Source organism: Kitasatospora sp. NBC_01287 (genome assembly GCF_026340565.1).
Lineage (GTDB): Bacteria > Actinomycetota > Actinomycetes > Streptomycetales > Streptomycetaceae > Kitasatospora.
Genome location: NZ_JAPEPB010000001.1, coordinates 4663000 through 4678606 on the forward strand (window position 1 = coordinate 4663000; position 15607 = coordinate 4678606).

A 15607-nucleotide genomic window follows, 5' to 3' on the forward strand; every position below is an offset into this window, starting at 1 on the left:
GAAGAGATGACCGCCATCCTGGACGAGTACCGGACGGCCGAGGCCGAGCGACGGGAGGGCAAGGCCCCGCGCTTGCGCCCTGGTTGCACGTGCCACGTGCACGCGAAGGGGCTGCCCGATGCCGAATGCTGACGCCTGGATCGGCCGCCCCGGACACGCCGGGCCGAACCCTGTTCCGCGCACCGGACCCATCGGCATCGGTGTCCGGCTCCGCCTCAGTGTGAGGAGACACCAGTATGAGCACTCCGACGCCCGGACCCAACAGGCCCCCGGGCCCGGGTCCGATGCCGCCCGGTGTGGCCTCCGGCCCGTGGCGCCCCTGTGCGCGGGCCCCGAAGCGCACCAACTGATCTGCACCATCGACGGAGAGGAGACCCCAGTCATGGGCAAGCACGGAGACGGCAAGGGCGGTTCGAGCGGGGACAAGGGGCAGAGCCCGAAGGAGTCGGACGGCCAGTGGAGCAAGCCGATCCCCCCGGCCCCGAGCAAGTGAGCGGCTGCAACTGATGAACGAATACGCACAGTTGCTCGCGGGGCTGACCGGGGCCGGCGACCTGGGCGAGGAGTGGCGGGGCGCGTTCGAGCGCGCCCCGCGCTCTGCCTTCGTCCCCGATGTGGTGTGGGCCCCGGACGAGGACGGCCCGAGCGGGTTCCGGCGGCTGCGCAAGGCCGATGAGCCGGAGCGCTGGGAGGAGTTGGCAGGCGCAAACACCGTCGTGGTCACGCAGTTGGACGACGGCAAGCCGGACGGGCCCGGGGTGCCCACGTCTTCGGCTTCCCTGCCCGCGCTGGTCGCGCGGATGCTCGGTCACCTGGATGTGGAGGACGGCCACCGGGTCATGGAGGTGGGCACCGGGACGGGGTGGACGGCCGCCTTGCTCTGCGCCCGGCTCGGTGATGAGAACGTGACGACGGTCGAGCTGGACCCCGCTGTGGGCCACGCGGCCCGGCGGAGCCTTGCAGCGGCCGGGTTCAAGCCCGTGAGCGTCATCGGGGACGGCTTGGACGGGTGGCCGCTGTCCGCGCCGTTCGACCGCATCCACTCGACGGCCGCCGTGCAGCGGGTGCCGCGCGCGTGGATCGAGCAGACTCGCCCCGGCGGGGTGATCGTCACGCCGTGGGGCACGCCGTACGCCAACGCGGGGCTGCTGCGGCTGGAGGTCGGCGAGGTGGGCGGGCCGTCGTACGGGCGGTTCGTGGACAACGTCAGCTTCATGTGGGTGCGTGCTCAGCGCCCACAGGAGGCGGACCGCCCCGCCACGGCCCCGGACTCGCGGGGCCCGTCCCGGATGGACCCGGAGCTTGCCAGCGAGAGCGTGCACGCCGCGTTCGTCATCGGGCTGCGGGTGCCGGGGGCGCGCTATATGCACACCTGGGACGAGCAGGACCCGGCGCTGACGTACCGGATGCAGCTGACCGACGGCCGGGGTTCCTGGGCGTCGGTCAGCTACAGCGACTGGGACGACGACGGCGCGGTGCACCAGGCCGGGCCGCGTCGGCTCTGGGACGAGATCACCAGGGCCCGGCTCTGGTGGCTGGAGGAGGGCAGGCCCGAGCTGACCCGCTTCGGGATCACCGTGACCGCCGACGGTGAACAGGCCGTCTGGCTCGACAGCCCGGACCACCCGATCACCTAGCGGGCCCGAGCACCGTCTTGCCCGTGCGTCGTCCCCCGTGGCGCACGGGCAAGGGGCCACAACGGAGTCGTGGCACCGTGCATCTCAGCTCATTTCCGCAGGTCGGGAACAAGGTGCAAGCTCGGTGCGTTCCTCCAGGTCATGGCCCGGACCAGCTCGAAGGGCAGCGCGGCCGGCGCCGGCCCGTGGTCGGGGCTCAACCACACCCGCAGGGGCTTCACCGGCCTGTCGGACAGCCCCGATTCGGCCATGCGGCGGTGCTCGTACGCCTTCCAGCGGGGTGTGATCAGCTGGTGCGTCTCGTAGCCCTCGGGGCGCCGGTGCGGCTTCGCGGCGTACGGGTTCAGTGGCCTGTCCACATCCACCAGCAGTGCTGGGCACATCAGTTCACCCTCCCACGGTCCCGTCCCCGCACGTTAGTGGCCGGTGATGAGATCGCCCAGAGGTTTTCCTGGTGTGCCAACCCGGCACTGAACGGCTTGCTTCCTGACCCGCCGCCACGGCCGGATCATCGATCACACGGCCCGCTGCGTGCGGTTGTGCGGCGGAATCGGCTCCTCGCGGTCTGGGACGGCCGGCCAGGGAACGGTCCGGGCGGGACGGCCGACACGGTGGCCGGGGGCCGAAGCCGCCGGGGCGCCGGTGGAGGTCATCTGGCCGGACGGCGCGGCCAGGAAGAGCTGAGCCAGGGGGCACACCCTGGCGCAGCCTCCCGTACCCCCGCGCGCCCGCAGCGCAAGAGGCGCCGCGCCGGGAAGCCCCCTCCTGCCTCCCGGTGCGGCGCCTCTTGCTGGTTGACCGGGTCAGTCCGCCAGTGGCCGCGTCCGTTGGAGGCGGTGAACGCCGCAGCCCACGGACGACGTGGCCGTAGCAGTCGGCGACCTCATCGCAAGCTCCTGGAGCGCGGCAGCTCAGTGTCCGGGTCGTCCAGCCAGATGTGCTGAGCGTTGTGGGTGAGGGTGAGGCCGAACCTGTGGGGCCCGGGGCGGTGGTTGTCGAGCCACCAGCGGTGGGCGGCTTCGGTCTCGGCCCACAGTCGGCGGGGCCCGTGCTGCCAGACCGTGAACCGCGGCGCGTCCGCTGCCCCGTCCCAGTCGACGGCCGCCCAGGAGGAAGCGTCGGTGGTGGCCAGCCAGAGCCGCACCGCGACGCCGTCCACGTCGGGATCGTGCTGCCGGGCGTGCCAGACGTCGCCGAGCCGGGAGCCGATGGCGAACTGGATCTCGGCGTCCGCTCCGGCCACCACCCAGGGGTCGAGTTCGGTCGTCGACTCGTCCGGCTGGTGGTCGTCGCTCACCACATCGCGGAAGATCCGCAGGTTGGTGCGGTGCGAGCGCATCAGCATGAACGAGCCGTAGGGCAGGAAGCGGCCTTCGGCGCGGCCGTCACCGACCACCAGGCGCAGTGTGCCCCAGCCGATCCACGGGTTCTCCCACGGCGTGAGGATGACCGCGCCGGGTCGTGCCTGGGCGAGCCAGGCCGTCGGCACCCGATTGACCGCGCAGGTGCTGATGATCCGGTCGAAGGGCCGGCGGGGAGGCCAGCCGGCGGCGCCGTCGGCGCGGACCACCTCAGGGCGCAGGCCGGCGGCACCGAGCGCGGCACGGGCGGTTGCAGCCACCCGGGCGTCCACCTCGACCGAGGTCACGTTGGCGTCGCCGAGACGGTGCGCGAGGAGGCCGGCGTTCCATCCCGTTCCCGTCCCGATCTCCAACACCCGCATGCCCTCGCGGACATCGAGATCTTCGAGCATCCGGACCACCACCGACGGCATGGACGCGGACGAGGACGGCCACACGTCACCGTCGCCCGGGTCGGCCCCGTCGTTCACCTGGGTGACCACGGGGGCGTTCGCGTAGGAGGCGCGGAGCCACCCGGCCGGGTCGTCCGCGCGGGCGAGCGGCTCGTTGTCGTCGCCGACCCGGATCAGGGCGGGGATGAAGAGGTGACGGGGGACGGCGGTGAGCGCCCTGGCCCACTCGCCGGGGATCTCGTGCCCGAGGTCGTCCGCCACCGAGCGGAGCAGGCCGCGCGAGGCGGCCTGCTCGTCGAGTTGGAGGTCGGGCGTCACTTCTTGTCGCCGTCCTTGTGCTTCGGGTCGGGCGTCGGCCGCTGCCCGTCCTTGGAGGGCTTGTCCTTGCTGAAGTCCTTGTCTCCGCCGTGCTTGCCGCCGCCGGAGCTGCCGCCCTTACCGGTTCCCCATCCCATATCTGCTCTCTCCTTCGTTCACTGGTTGCTTGGTTGGTCGGCCCGGTCAGGCCGCCGTGCGATTGCCGCGCGGCGGCATCGGACCGGGTATCGGCGGGCGGTTCGGCGGGGGAGGTGTACTCATGTGTGAACTCCTCTCGAAGTGAGCAGCGTTGTGTGCTTGCAGCGCCGGCCGACCCTCAGGGGAACGGGCGCGACCGGTGCTGATCCGCCCGGCCAATGCCTTGGCATCCGTGGGCGGAGCCCGAAAGCGGTCAGCTCGAACGCGAGAGCTGGTCCGTGACCTGGGCATGTGCGGTGTTGACGAGGACGGCCAGGCGCTCTTCACCGGTGACCAGTTGGTCGGCCGCGACCTCGAACCAGACGACCTTGCCCGCACCCGCCGGGGACCAGCCCCACGAGTGCGCCAGCCCGGCGACCAGCAGCAGGCCACGGCCACCGGTGACCGTGTCCACGGTGGCCGACGAGTCGGGTGGGTGCGGGCTGGTGTCCGTCACCTCCACCCGTAGCCGCAGGCCGGTCCAACGCACGGTCACCATGCAGCGGGCCTTGGCGTGTTCCACGACGTTCGCCAGCAGCTCGCCCGCGCACAACTCCACGTCCCGCAGGGCGTCGTCCGACAGCGGGACCCTCCAGAAGCGCGCGATGTCGACGATCAGGCGCCGGGCCGGTGGGACGGCGGCCGCGTCGGGTTCGACGCCCCACTCGTACGGCACGGGGAACGATGCTGTGTCCAAGGGGCTCATCAGCTCGGACCGTCCTCTGCCTCCAGTCAACCCCCGGGGGGCCCTCGGGGATCTCAGGATTGCGGTAGGGACGTTGCCGAAATAAGGCCAGCCGGTGTACCCAGGGTGAGTAAACTTGCAGTCAGTTATCTGACGTGACACTGAGCGATGATCTTGCGGGGCGGGGGTTCTGGATGTGACCGAGTCCACCGCGCCAGGGTTGCCTCAGCGACTGCTCACAGACCCGGAGATGATCTCCGCCTGTACCTCTCGGGACTTCGCCAAGATCTTCCAACTCGCCAAGCGACGGGGTGGCTTCCACTCGTCCCGCATTGCCAGAGCTTGCGAGCTGACGCCCAGCAGGGTCGGCGAGGTCATCTCCGGCAAGCGGAAGATCACGAACATGACTGTCATTGAGCGCATCGCCGATGGGTTGAGAATTCCGGGTCACCTGCTCGGCCTCACCTCCCGGGCGTGGGAGTGCGCCGAGATCAGGGCTTACCCCCAGACGAGCATGACGATCAGTCGGCTGGTGAAGTCCACGGCCAAGGCTGGGGAGACTGCCTTGCCCAGTAGCGAGCTTGACGACATTCTCGCCATCGCGGCCGGCGCCAGGGTCACGCCAACCGTGCTGCGATCACTGCAAGCCTCGATCGAGGACTACTGGCGTCGCGACGATGAGCACGGCGGTGAAGCGCTGCGGCCGGCAGTGATCGGACAGCTCAGGTACGTCACGGGCATACTGCGGGACACCGCAGAGCCCAACTACCGGCGCAGCCTCCATGGCATCGCGGCCGAACTCGCACGCCTCACGGGATGGACCTACTTCGACGCGCGGCAGTACAGCACGGCTCGGACCTACTTCACCGAGTCCCTGCGCTTGGCCCGCGAGATCGATGACCGCCCGTTCATCGCCAACGTGCTTGCTTGCCTCAGTCTCCAGGCCACCTACCAGGACAAGGCTCGCGACGCTGTGACGCTGGCGCGAGCGGCGCAGGACAGCGCGCGGCTCGATGGCGGTACGCCCAGGTTGATGGCCATGCTCTCCATGCGCGAAGCGTTCGGGCATGCCAGTGCCAACAGCCGGGAGGGTACCCACAACGCGATCAACGAGGCCGTGAACCACTTCGAACGTGCTGCCCCGGAAGACGACGATCCTTCCTGGGTCCTGTACTTCGACCGGACCAAGCTCACCGTCGATACCGGAATCGCTCTCGGCCAGCTCGGTGACGCAGCGGCGGCGGAGCCCCTCATTACCGAAGCCCTGCAAACTGAACCGACAACGAATGCGCGAGCCAGAGCCTTTCACACGTTCTGGCTCGCGCGAACTCAACTCCAGCGTAAGGAAGTCGAGTTGGCCTGCGCGACAGCGGCTGCTGCTCTCGACCTTGCGACGACTGTGGAGTCACCCCGAGTGTTGGCGCACCTCCTGGAGTTCCGCCAGTTGCTGGGGCCGCACCGCAATGCTCCTGCGGCTGCGGAGCTGGCCGCCCGCATCAGCGAGACGGCGCGCTGATCAGAGACCCGCCTCATCCAGCAGCAGATAGAGCACGCCCACCAGCGATCCGCTGCTCACGATCTCGCGGCGGTCGATCATGCCCCGCAGTTCGGACAGCGGGATCCACTCGATCCTGTCCGACTCGTTGCGCTCGGTCGGCGGCCCCGCGTACTTGGCGGCATCGGCGCGGAAGACGAAGTGCTCCGAGTCGGTGATGCCGTTCGCCGGCTGCGCGTAGATGAGTGGCTTGACCTCGTTGGTCCGCCAGCCCGTCTCCTCCAGCACCTCGCGGGCAGCGGCCTCGGCCGGGGTCTCCTCCGGTTCGATCAAGCCCATGGGAAGCTCCCAGGCCCACGAGTCGGTGATGAAGCGGTGCCGCCACATCATCAGCACCTGCTTCTCGCTGTTCACCACGGCGGTCACGGCGAGGTGCCGCAGCTTGAGTACGTGGTGTTCCCACCGGTGCCCGTCAGGCTGCTCGACGTCGACCAACCACACGTTCACCCAAGGGTTCTCGTAGATCGGACGTTCCCCATGGATCTTCCACTGCATCGCCACGGCCCCTCTCGGTGGACCTTCAGCATGTCAGACACCTGCGCGTCCTCAGGGGAGTTCGGGCGAATTCATGTCAGACTGACGAATAGTGGATCTCGGCTATTGGCAACCTGATCGCCGGGGAAGCCGGGGCAGGGGAACGGCATGACCGTGATCGCTGTCACCGGCCACATGGACCTCACCGAGGAACGGACACACTTCGGCCGCCCGCACGTGGCCCCCGGAGCATGAGCGAAACGCCACAGCGGCTCCGTCACGCCTGACTAGGGGCAGAGCAACTCGATGGTCGGGAAGTACGTGCGGTAGCGCGTGGCATCACGGGTCAGCAGCCGGTAGCCGCGCACCGCCGCGTGCGCGCCGATGTAGAAGTCCGGCAAGGGCGCGGTCTTCTGCCCGCCACGCTTGCGGTACAGCAGAAAGGCCTTGCCGGCCAGAAACCCTGCCTCGTAAGGGAGCTGCTCCCGCGCGAAGTCCTCGACGGGAAGGACGGCGTCCAGGTCCTCGATCGCGGCGTACGCCACCGAGACCTCCGCGTAGACGATCGGGTTGATCACCACTTCGCCCTCGTCCTGGGCCTTGGACAGCGCGGCCTCCGACCAGTCGGCCCAGGCATCGTCGTCCGTCATCAGATCCAGCAACACACAGGAGTCGACCAGCGTCACCGGCCGCGCCCGGCCCGGGCCGACCAGCCTCAAGAGGCTACTCGCCACGCAGCAGCTCCATGATCTCGTCAGTGGACATGCCGCCCACGGCGCTTCCCCTCATCCGGCGGGCCACCCGCTGTCCTCTGGTGCCATGGCCCTCCCGACGCACTATCCGCAGGACGCCGTCCTCCTCGATGACGTCCACCTCATCCCCGGGGCGCAGGCCGCACTTCTCGCGAAGGTCTGCGGGGATGGTGACCTGCCCTTTGCTGTTGAGTCGCATCTCCCACCTCGAAGTAGCACGTATTACCCCTACCACGTAATACTACTCCCGCGACCGAATCACTGACTGCGAGATGCGGACAGAGGAACCGGCCGGACGTGGCAAGGCGCCGGGCCGGGAAGCCCCCTCCTGCCTCCCGGACCAGCGCCTCGTCAGGTGGTGCCTCAGTCCGCCAGGGGCAGGTAGACCCGGTTGCCGTGGGAGGCGAACTCGGCGGACTTCTCGGCCATGCCGGCCAGCGCCTCGGCGTCGAAGTCGCTGCTGACCGCCGTGGATCCCTCGCCGTGCTCGGCGCGGATCTTCTGGCTGATCTTCATGCTGCAGAACTTCGGCCCGCACATCGAGCAGAAGTGCGCCGTCTTCGCTGGCTCGGCCGGCAGCGTCTCGTCGTGGAAGGCGCGGGCCGTCTCGGGGTCGAGGGCCAGGTTGAACTGGTCCTCCCAGCGGAACTCGAAGCGCGCGTCGGAGAGCGCGTCGTCCCACTCCTGGGCGCCGGGGTGGCCCTTGGCGAGGTCGGCGGCGTGGGCGGCGATCTTGTAGGTGATCACGCCGGTCTTGACGTCGTCCCGGTTCGGCAGGCCCAGGTGCTCCTTGGGCGTGACGTAGCAGAGCATCGCGGTGCCCCACCAGGCGATCATCGCGGCGCCGATGCCGGAGGTGATGTGGTCGTAGCCGGGCGCCACGTCGGTGGTGAGTGGGCCGAGCGTGTAGAACGGGGCCTCGTCGCAGATCTCCCGCTGGAGGTCCATGTTCTCCTTGATCTTGTGCATCGGGACATGGCCCGGGCCCTCGATCATCACCTGGACGTCGCGCTCGCGGGCGATCCGGCCCAACTCGCCCAGGGTGCGCAGCTCGGCGAACTGCGCCTCGTCGTTGGCGTCCGCGATCGAGCCGGGGCGCAGGCCGTCACCGAGCGAGAAGGTGACGTCGTAGGCGCGCAGGATGTCGCAGAGTTCCTCGAAGTTGGTGTAGAGGAAGTTCTCCTGATGGTGCGCCAGGCACCAGGCGGCCATGATCGAGCCGCCGCGCGAGACGATGCCGGTCTTGCGGCGGGCCGTCAGCGGGACGTAGCGCAGCAGCACGCCGGCGTGCACCGTCATGTAGTCGACGCCCTGCTCGCACTGCTCGACGATGGTGTCCCGGTAGACCTCCCAGCTCAGCTCCTCGGCCTTGCCGTCCACCTTCTCCAGCGCCTGGTAGAGCGGCACGGTGCCGATCGGCACGGGGGAGTTGCGCAGGATCCACTCGCGGGTGGTGTGGATGTTGCGGCCGGTGGAGAGGTCCATCACCGTGTCGGCGCCCCAGCGGGTGGCCCAGGTCATCTTCTCCACCTCCTCCTCGATCGAGGAAGTGACCGCGCTGTTGCCGATGTTGGCGTTGATCTTCACCAGGAAGTTGGTGCCGATGATGGCCGGCTCGACCTCGGGGTGGTTGACGTTCAGCGGGATGACCGCGCGGCCGCGGGCCACCTCGTCCCGCACGAAATCGGCCGCCAGGCCCTCGCGCAGCGCGATGAACTCCATCTCGGGGGTGGTGATCCCGCGCTTGGCGTAGGCGAGTTGGGTGACGGCGGCGCCGTCGCGGGCCCGCAGCGGGCGGCGCGGGCGGCCGGGGAAGACGGCGTCCAGGTTGCGCAGGTTGCCGCCGCGCGGCGAGGTGTGCTTGATCCCGTCGTCCTCCGGGCGCGCCTCGCGGCCGTCGTACTCCTCGACGTCGCCGCGCTGGCGGATCCACGGGTCGCGCAGCGGGGGCAGGCCGCGGCGGACGTCGGCCTCGAAGGCGGGGTCGGTGTACGGGCCCGAGGTGTCGTACAGCGGGACGGTGCGCTCGTTGGTCAGCACCACCTCCCGGTAGGGGACCCGCAGGTCGGGACGGGAGCCCTCGCGGTAGGCCTTGCGCCAGGCCGGCGTCGGGTACCCGGTGGTCGCGCTGGTCACGGTGGTGGGGGTGGCAGTGGACGCGTTGGTGGCGTCGGCCGCCGCGTCGGCGGCAGCCGGGCGTGCGTCGGCAGCCGGACGTGCGTCATCAAATGTGGTCATCAGACCCTCTACTCCCTACGCCGGCATTACCCGGTCCAGGTTCCTGCGGTCGGCGCAGCGTTCGGTCCATGGCCTGGGAAACGGCCACGGGCCCTTCAGCGCCCTCTCAGCCCGGTGCTCCGAGCTCCCGTCGGCAGGCGGACTTGCCTGCCCAAAGATGTGTCCCACACGGTAGCCGCAGGCCCGGGGGGTGGTCCAGTAGGGGTCCGGGCAGCGCGACGACGCCGGATCGGCACCGGGCGGGGGCGGCATTCGGACAGTGCGTCAGACTGGGAGGACGCCGACGACGGCGGGACGGAAGGGGGAGTGGTCGCGTGATCGGATACCTGGGACGGGTGACCGGCAAGGTGGGGCCGGGCCTGGTCGGCGAGGTGATGGTGCACGTGCCGGAGCGGCAGAGCACCGAGGCGTTCCTGGCCTACCTGGCGCTGCCGGGCGAGGCGCTGCCGGTCGGCACACCGGTGCTGGTGGTCGAGTACCAGCCGCCGCGCACGGTGTACGTCGCCCCGGCGGGCCCCTGAACCACGGCAACTCGGCCGGCACACTGCGTCGCCTTCCGGCCACCGAGGTCCACGCCGGGTGACCACCTGTCACAGCCTCGCGGGACACGCCGCGCCGGACTGGCCAACTGATCGAAACAGGCGCAGAATCTCGACTCGCCACCGCGTTCCGCGCAATCCTGCACAACCGAGCGCAGCCACGGAGCGGTGTGCCCTGAAGGGGGAAAAGGCCGATGTTGATCGGCACCATCGCGGGGATCGTCGCCGCGGCAGTCGTGATTCTGATCGTGATCTTCAAGATGTGCTGGCGGGTCGCCGAGCCGAACGAAGCACTGATCATCTCCGGTTCCAAGCACCGCACCGAGGGCCTCGCCGACGGACTCGGCTTCCGGGTGGTGACCGGGCGGGGGACCCTGGTGACCCCCGGCATCCAGGTGGTCCGCAAGCTCTCGCTCGACCTCAACGAGGCCGACCTGGACGTCGAGTGCGTGACCTCGCAGGGGATCCCGGTCCAGGTCAAGGGCGTGGTGATCTTCAAGGTGGGCGACGACACGGTGTCGATCGCCAACGCCGCGCGCCGCTTCCTGGACCAGCAGAAGATGATGGGCCAGCGGGTCCACAACGTCTTCGCCGGTCACCTGCGCTCCATCGTCGGCGGGCTGACGGTCGAGGAGATGATCCGCGACCGCGAGCGCCTGACCGGGGAGACCCGGGCCGCCTCCGGGGCCGAGATGGAGAAGCTCGGCCTGATCATCGACTCGCTGCAGATCCAGGAGATCCTGGACCCGACCGGCTACATCAAGAACCTGGCCGCCCCGCACGCCGCCGCCGTCCAGCGCGACGCGCGCATCGCGGCTGCCTCGGCCGACCGGGAGGCCACCGAGGCGGAGCAGGAGGCGTTCGCCCGCAAGGCCGAGGCCACCCGCAACTCCGGTATCCAGCAGGCCGGCTACCAGGCCGAGATGGACACCGCCGCGGCCCGCGCGCTGCAGGCCGGCCCGCTCGCCCAGGCCGCCTCCCGGCAGGAGGTCGTGGTCCAGGAGACCAAGGTCGCCGAGCTGGAGGGTCACCGCAAGGAGCAGCAGCTGCAGGCCGAGGTCCGCAAGCCGGCCGACGCCCGCGCCTACGAGACCCGCACCAAGGCCGAGGCCGACCGCGACGCGCGCATCTCGGCCGCCCAGGCGCAGGCCAAGGAGACCGAGCTCAAGGCGGGCGCCGAGGCGAACCGGGTGAAGATCGCCGCGCTGGCCGAGGCCGAGGCGACCAAGGCGCGCGGTCTGGCCGCCGCCGAGGCGACCCGGGCCACCGGTCAGGCCGAGGCAGCCGCGGCCGAGGCCAAGGGTCTGGCGACGGCCGAGGCGGCCCGCGCGCTGGGTCTGGCCGAGGCCGAGGCGATCAAGGCCCGGGCGGCCGCGCTGGCCGAGAACCAGGAGGCCGTGGTCGCCCAGCAGTTGGCCGAGAACTGGCCGGAGATCGTCCGGGCGGGAGCCGAGGCCTTCGGCAACGTCGAGCACATGGTGCTGCTCAACGGCGCCGAGGGGATGGGCGAGATGTTCGCCAAGGCGCTCACCATGGGCGGCACCGGCCTGGGGCTGGCCCGCCAGCTGCTCGGCTCGATGAGCCCGGCCGCCGAGAGCGCGGACGAGGCGGCCAGGCCGAGCACGGCCGCCGCCACCACCACGCACGCCATCCCGCTCCAGGCGGACCCGACCGCCTGACGCCGGACAGCGGGACGGTGTGGCCCGCTCCGCCTTCGGGCGGGGCGGGCCACACCGCTTCGGGCGGGAGGTGCCCCCATGGGGTCGGCGCCGGAGATCCGCACCGCCGTGCGGTGCAGCTCCTCGGCGATCACCCGCAGCTCCTCGTGCACCACGGCGGGGTCGAAGTCCTCGCGGGAGATCCCGTCGCCGGGGCGGAAGCCGGTGTCGTAGTCGATGCCCTTGCCGCGCATGGTTCTTCTTCCGGTCTGGTCGGAGCGGTGGGCGGGGCGGGGTGTCAGGCCTGCTCGGTGAGGAGCTTCTTCATCCGCTCGGTGCTCGGCCCGGAGAGCACGCTCGCCACCCCGATCGCGCCGATCAGGAAGACGGTGGGCAGCCAGACCATGGTGGTCAGCGGCAGCGTGTAGGCCCCGACCACCCGGGCCGCGCACTCCAGCAGCAGCGCCGCGCCCCAGATCACCGAGTGCCGCAGCGCGTGGCGGCGGAAGACGTCGCTGGAGGCGGACAGCCGCTCCCAGGCGGCCTCGCGCGCCGTGTCGCCGCCGGTCAGGAAGGGGCGCAGACCCATCGCCATCAGCGGCTTGCCGCGCAGCGCGGAGAAGAGGATGCCGGCGCCGATCGCGCTGCTCACCAGGCCGTCCTTGGCGATCATCAGCCGAGGGTCGCCGGTGAGGAAGGTGGTGACGATGCCCGCCACGTTGACCACCAGCATCAGGCCGGCCAGCGCGTTGGCCTCGCGCCGGCGGGTCAGTGCGTAGAGGGTCCGCGCGGCCGGCACCACGCTGCTGACGATCAGCGCGGACAGCAGGCTCAGGCCGAAGGCCGAGTGGGCCAGGTAGTAGACCGCCAGCGGCACCGCGATGTCGACCACGAGCGGGAGCAGCGCGCCGACCAGGGGGTTGGCGCGCTTGGCGGCCGGGGCCGCCTCGGTGATGGTGGTCTCGCTCATGGTTCCGGTCCTCCCGCTGGCCCGCCCGCTGACAAGAGGATCATCCCAAGTTGAGCTGATCCGGCGTCAGTGCCCGCTGTCGTCACTGCCGCATGACAGGTGTCACGCGCACGGGTGACGGCGGTCAGCGGGCGGGGTCCGGCGAGCAGGGGTCAGCGGGCGGGGGGGGGCAGCGGGCAGGGGTCAGCGGGCGGGGCCGGGAAACGCCGCGGCGCCCGTCCCCTGCCAGGCAGGGATCGGGCGCCGGAGCGGAGGCGGCGTGCGGGTCAGCCCTTGGCGGCCTTCTTGACCAGGACCACCACGGCGGCCGCGATGCCGACCACCACCAGGGCCTTGACCGCGAACCAGACCAGCGAGCTGATCACGCTGAAGACGACCCCGACCACGTTGATGGCGATGATCAGCACCAGGATCGGGACGACGATGTTCCGCACCCAGGAGGGCAGCGACTTCCAGATCTCAGCCATGTCGGTTCCTCTTCTTCCCCTTCGGGTCGGCCCTTGTCGCCGCGTCCCGTCCGCTTTCGGTACTTCGATCGTACGAGGGCCGATGAGCGGAAACGAGGGTTCGAGCCCCTGAGAGAACCCGGATACGGCCCTGAGGAGCGCCCCTCAGGGTCGCCCTTACCGGGCTCGTACTTATCGGTTCCCTACCCCCGGTTCCTCGGGATCCCGGCCGGCCGAGCGGCTAGACCGGCCACTGCTCGCCCCGGAACGCGGCGTCCCAGAACATCCACTCGTAGCGGGTGGTGGTGCGCACGTGCTCGTGCACCCGGCGCCGCTCGGTGGGGGAGAGCTGCTCGCCGAGCCGGTCGGTGAGCTCCAGCACCCGGCGCACCACCGACTGGAAGGACTCGTCGCCGTAGACCGCGATCCACCGGGCGTAGAGCGGGTCGGGGGAGGACTTGGCGAGCAACTGCTCGCCGACCCGGGCGTAGACCCAGTAGCAGGGCAGCACCGCGGCCACCGCCTCGGCGAAGGAGCCGCCGTAGACGGTGGCCAGCAGGTAGCTGGTGTAGGCCCGGGTGGTGGGCAGCACCGGCTCGGCGGCGGCCTGCTCGGCGCTCTGCCCGAAGGCGGTCAGGAACTCCGCGTGCATCCCCTGCTCGGCGGCCAGCGCGCCGATCGCGTCGTCGGCGAAGGCCCGCACCTCCGCCTCGCCGGGCGCCTTGGCCGCGCAGACGGCCAGCGCGCGGGCGTAGTCGCGCAGGTAGTGCGAGTCCTGGACGACGAAGTGCCGGAACGCGGCGCGCGGCAGGGTCCCGTCGGTCAGGCCGGCCAGGAAGGGGTGGGCCAGGATCTGCTGGTAGACGGGCGCCACGGTCTCGGCCCACAGCTCGTCGGTCAGCGTCGGGGTCAGCGTCGGGGTCTGGGTCATGCCACTGACCCTACGTCGGGGCCGGGGCCGCCCGGTTCAGGCCTCGGGGGGCGAGAAGACCACCAGCACCCGCAGCTCCTCGGTGATGTGGTGGAAGCGGTGCGGCACCCCGGCCGGGACGAAGACCACGGTGCCGCGCGCCACCGTGCAGGTCTCCTCGCCCACGGTCAGGTAGGCCCGGCCGCTGACCACCTGGTAGAGCTCGTCCTGCTCGTGGGCGGACTGGGTGTCGCTCTCACCGGGCGCCAGCGCGTACAGGCCCGCCGACATGCTGCGCTCCTTCAGGAAGCGCAGGTAGGCACCCTGCTCGTCCGCCCGGTGCCGGTCCAACTCGTCGAGCCGGAAGACCTTCATCGGCTGCTCCTCTCCTGGGTGCTTCCACCGGCCGCCCTGGCCTGCGACCATGCCGGTCATGAAGCACTTCGTGGTCAAGACCCTTATCAACGCGGCCGCCATCTGGGTGGCCGCCTGGATCGTCAACGGCATCACCCTGACCGGCGGCGACTGGCAGCAGAAGACGCTGACGGTGGTCGCCGTCGCACTGATCTTCGGGGTGGTGAACTGGCTGATCAAGCCACTGGTGAAGTTCTTCTCGTTCCCGCTCTTCATCCTGTCACTGGGCCTGATCACCTTCGTGATCAACGCGTTGATGTTCTGGTTGACCTCGGTCGCCTCGGACCGGCTGAAGCTGGACTTCCACGTCGAGGGCTTCGTGCCCGCGCTGCTCGGCTCGCTGATCATCAGCCTGGTCGCCTGGGGCCTGCACCTGGCGGTCGGCGACGAGGACTGACAGCGCGGGGCTGGGCGGCCGGCAGGCCGGGTGGCGGTGGCGGGGGCGGGCGATCAGAATTCGCCCAACTGTCCGGGTTTCGGCCCGGCCGGCCTGCGGGATGCTGAGGCACAACAGGCATCCGGAGGTGACCTGAGTGGCCGAGGTGACTCCCCATCCCCGTCCGGTGGTCAAGCGCACCGCGCGCGCGATCCTGCTCGACCTGCCTGCCGACGACCCCTGGCACGGGCCGGCCCAGCTGGTCGTGATCAAGCGCACCCGCCCCGGCTGCCATCCGTACTGGATCACCCCGGGCGGCGGCGTCGAGCCGGATGACCGCTCCGTCGCCGACGCCCTCCACCGCGAGGTGGACGAGGAGTTGGGCGGCAAGGTCGTCGACGTGGTCCCGGCCTTCGTGGACACCGTCGCGCACGCCCACCACGAGGACGGCACCCCGGCCCATCCGCACGGGGTCAAGGTGCAGCACTTCTTCGTCTGCCGGTTGGCCGCCTTGGACCCGGCGCTGCGGCACGGCCCCGAGGTGGACGAGCCGCGCGGCGAGTACGAGATCGTCCGGCTGCCGTTCACCCGCGAGGGCGTCACCTCGGTCAACCTGGTGCCGCCCTCGCTGCGCGCCTACCTGGCCGCCAACATCGAGGGCGTACGGGCGCTGCTGGCCCCGGACTTCGGCTGAGTGTGGCGCCC

General features: G+C 70.5%; 17 protein-coding genes, 1 pseudogene and 1 riboswitch. Of the genes and pseudogenes, 6 read left to right on the forward strand and 12 right to left on the reverse strand.

The window, feature by feature from the left end:
- Positions 1-506: 506 nt before the first annotated feature.
- Positions 507-1637, forward strand: coding sequence for a methyltransferase domain-containing protein (locus OG455_RS19910; RefSeq protein ID WP_266295594.1), 1131 nt, complete (start codon positions 507-509; stop codon positions 1635-1637).
- Positions 1638-1768: 131 nt separating this feature from the next.
- On the opposite strand, the pseudogene OG455_RS42100 reads toward OG455_RS19910, so the two are convergent.
- The 4 genes and pseudogenes from OG455_RS42100 to OG455_RS19930 all read right to left on the reverse strand — a co-directional run.
- Positions 1769-2020, reverse strand: a pseudogene (locus OG455_RS42100) (hypothetical protein); the annotation flags it as partial.
- 500 nt (positions 2021-2520) lie between these two features.
- A complete protein-coding gene (locus OG455_RS19920) occupies positions 2521-3708 on the reverse strand; it encodes a methyltransferase domain-containing protein (protein WP_266295598.1) in 1188 nt (395 codons plus the stop codon).
- Entirely contained in the window at positions 3705-3845 is a 141-nt protein-coding gene (locus OG455_RS19925; protein ID WP_266295600.1) for a hypothetical protein, read from the reverse strand. Before OG455_RS19925 ends, OG455_RS19920 begins: the two co-directional genes overlap by 4 nt.
- A gap of 254 nt (positions 3846-4099) precedes the next feature.
- The gene (locus tag OG455_RS19930; RefSeq protein WP_266295602.1) at positions 4100-4591 is read right to left on the reverse strand and encodes an ATP-binding protein; all 492 of its coding nucleotides are present in this window, start codon (positions 4589-4591) and stop codon (positions 4100-4102) included.
- Positions 4592-4766: 175 nt separating this feature from the next.
- Here OG455_RS19930 and OG455_RS19935 point away from each other — a divergent pair, with 175 nt between their 5' ends.
- Complete coding sequence (locus tag OG455_RS19935) at positions 4767-6086, forward strand: hypothetical protein (RefSeq protein WP_266295604.1); 1320 nt, start codon at positions 4767-4769, stop codon at positions 6084-6086.
- On the opposite strand, the gene OG455_RS19940 is transcribed toward OG455_RS19935, so the two are convergent.
- The 4 genes from OG455_RS19940 to thiC all read right to left on the reverse strand — a co-directional run bounded on the left by OG455_RS19940 (position 6087) and on the right by thiC (position 9589).
- Positions 6087-6620, reverse strand: coding sequence for an NUDIX hydrolase (locus OG455_RS19940; protein WP_266300884.1), 534 nt, complete (start codon positions 6618-6620; stop codon positions 6087-6089).
- A 266-nt stretch (positions 6621-6886) separates the two neighbouring features.
- The gene (locus tag OG455_RS19945; RefSeq protein ID WP_266295605.1) at positions 6887-7333 is read right to left on the reverse strand and encodes a type II toxin-antitoxin system VapC family toxin; all 447 of its coding nucleotides are present in this window, start codon (positions 7331-7333) and stop codon (positions 6887-6889) included.
- Positions 7323-7550, reverse strand: a complete 228-nt coding sequence (locus tag OG455_RS19950) for an AbrB/MazE/SpoVT family DNA-binding domain-containing protein (RefSeq protein ID WP_266295607.1) — start codon at positions 7548-7550, stop codon at positions 7323-7325. The genes OG455_RS19945 and OG455_RS19950 overlap by 11 nt, the downstream gene beginning before the upstream one ends.
- 164 nt (positions 7551-7714) lie before the next feature.
- Positions 7715-9589, reverse strand: a complete 1875-nt coding sequence (gene thiC, locus OG455_RS19955; protein ID WP_266295609.1) for a phosphomethylpyrimidine synthase ThiC — start codon at positions 9587-9589, stop codon at positions 7715-7717.
- A riboswitch (TPP riboswitch) is annotated at positions 9586-9731 on the reverse strand. It overlaps the preceding gene by 4 nt.
- 172 nt (positions 9732-9903) lie before the next feature.
- Between thiC and OG455_RS19960 the strand changes: the two genes are divergently transcribed.
- Complete coding sequence (locus tag OG455_RS19960; RefSeq protein ID WP_266295611.1) at positions 9904-10110, forward strand: hypothetical protein; 207 nt, start codon at positions 9904-9906, stop codon at positions 10108-10110.
- A 212-nt stretch (positions 10111-10322) separates the two neighbouring features.
- Positions 10323-11807, forward strand: coding sequence for a flotillin family protein (locus tag OG455_RS19965; protein WP_266295613.1), 1485 nt, complete (start codon positions 10323-10325; stop codon positions 11805-11807).
- A gap of 277 nt (positions 11808-12084) precedes the next feature.
- Here OG455_RS19965 and OG455_RS19970 read toward each other — a convergent pair whose 3' ends face one another.
- From OG455_RS19970 to OG455_RS19985, 4 genes are all read right to left on the reverse strand, one after another.
- Positions 12085-12756, reverse strand: coding sequence for a VC0807 family protein (locus OG455_RS19970; RefSeq protein WP_266295615.1), 672 nt, complete (start codon positions 12754-12756; stop codon positions 12085-12087).
- A 266-nt stretch (positions 12757-13022) separates the two neighbouring features.
- Positions 13023-13223, reverse strand: a complete 201-nt coding sequence (locus OG455_RS19975; RefSeq protein ID WP_266295617.1) for a DUF5326 family protein — start codon at positions 13221-13223, stop codon at positions 13023-13025.
- 220 nt (positions 13224-13443) lie between these two features.
- On the reverse strand, positions 13444-14133 hold the full coding sequence (gene tenA, locus OG455_RS19980) for a thiaminase II (RefSeq protein ID WP_266295619.1): 690 nt from the start codon (positions 14131-14133) through the stop codon (positions 13444-13446).
- A gap of 36 nt (positions 14134-14169) precedes the next feature.
- Positions 14170-14487 (reverse strand): cupin domain-containing protein, encoded by a 318-nt coding sequence (locus OG455_RS19985; protein ID WP_266300885.1) that lies wholly within the window; start codon positions 14485-14487, stop codon positions 14170-14172.
- A 58-nt stretch (positions 14488-14545) separates the two neighbouring features.
- Here OG455_RS19985 and OG455_RS19990 point away from each other — a divergent pair, with 58 nt between their 5' ends.
- Both OG455_RS19990 and OG455_RS19995 read left to right on the forward strand, forming a co-directional pair.
- Positions 14546-14923 (forward strand): phage holin family protein, encoded by a 378-nt coding sequence (locus OG455_RS19990; protein ID WP_266295621.1) that lies wholly within the window; start codon positions 14546-14548, stop codon positions 14921-14923.
- Between the two features lie 145 nt (positions 14924-15068).
- Entirely contained in the window at positions 15069-15596 is a 528-nt protein-coding gene (locus tag OG455_RS19995; RefSeq protein ID WP_266300886.1) for an NUDIX domain-containing protein, read from the forward strand.
- The last annotated feature ends 11 nt before the right edge of the window (positions 15597-15607 follow it).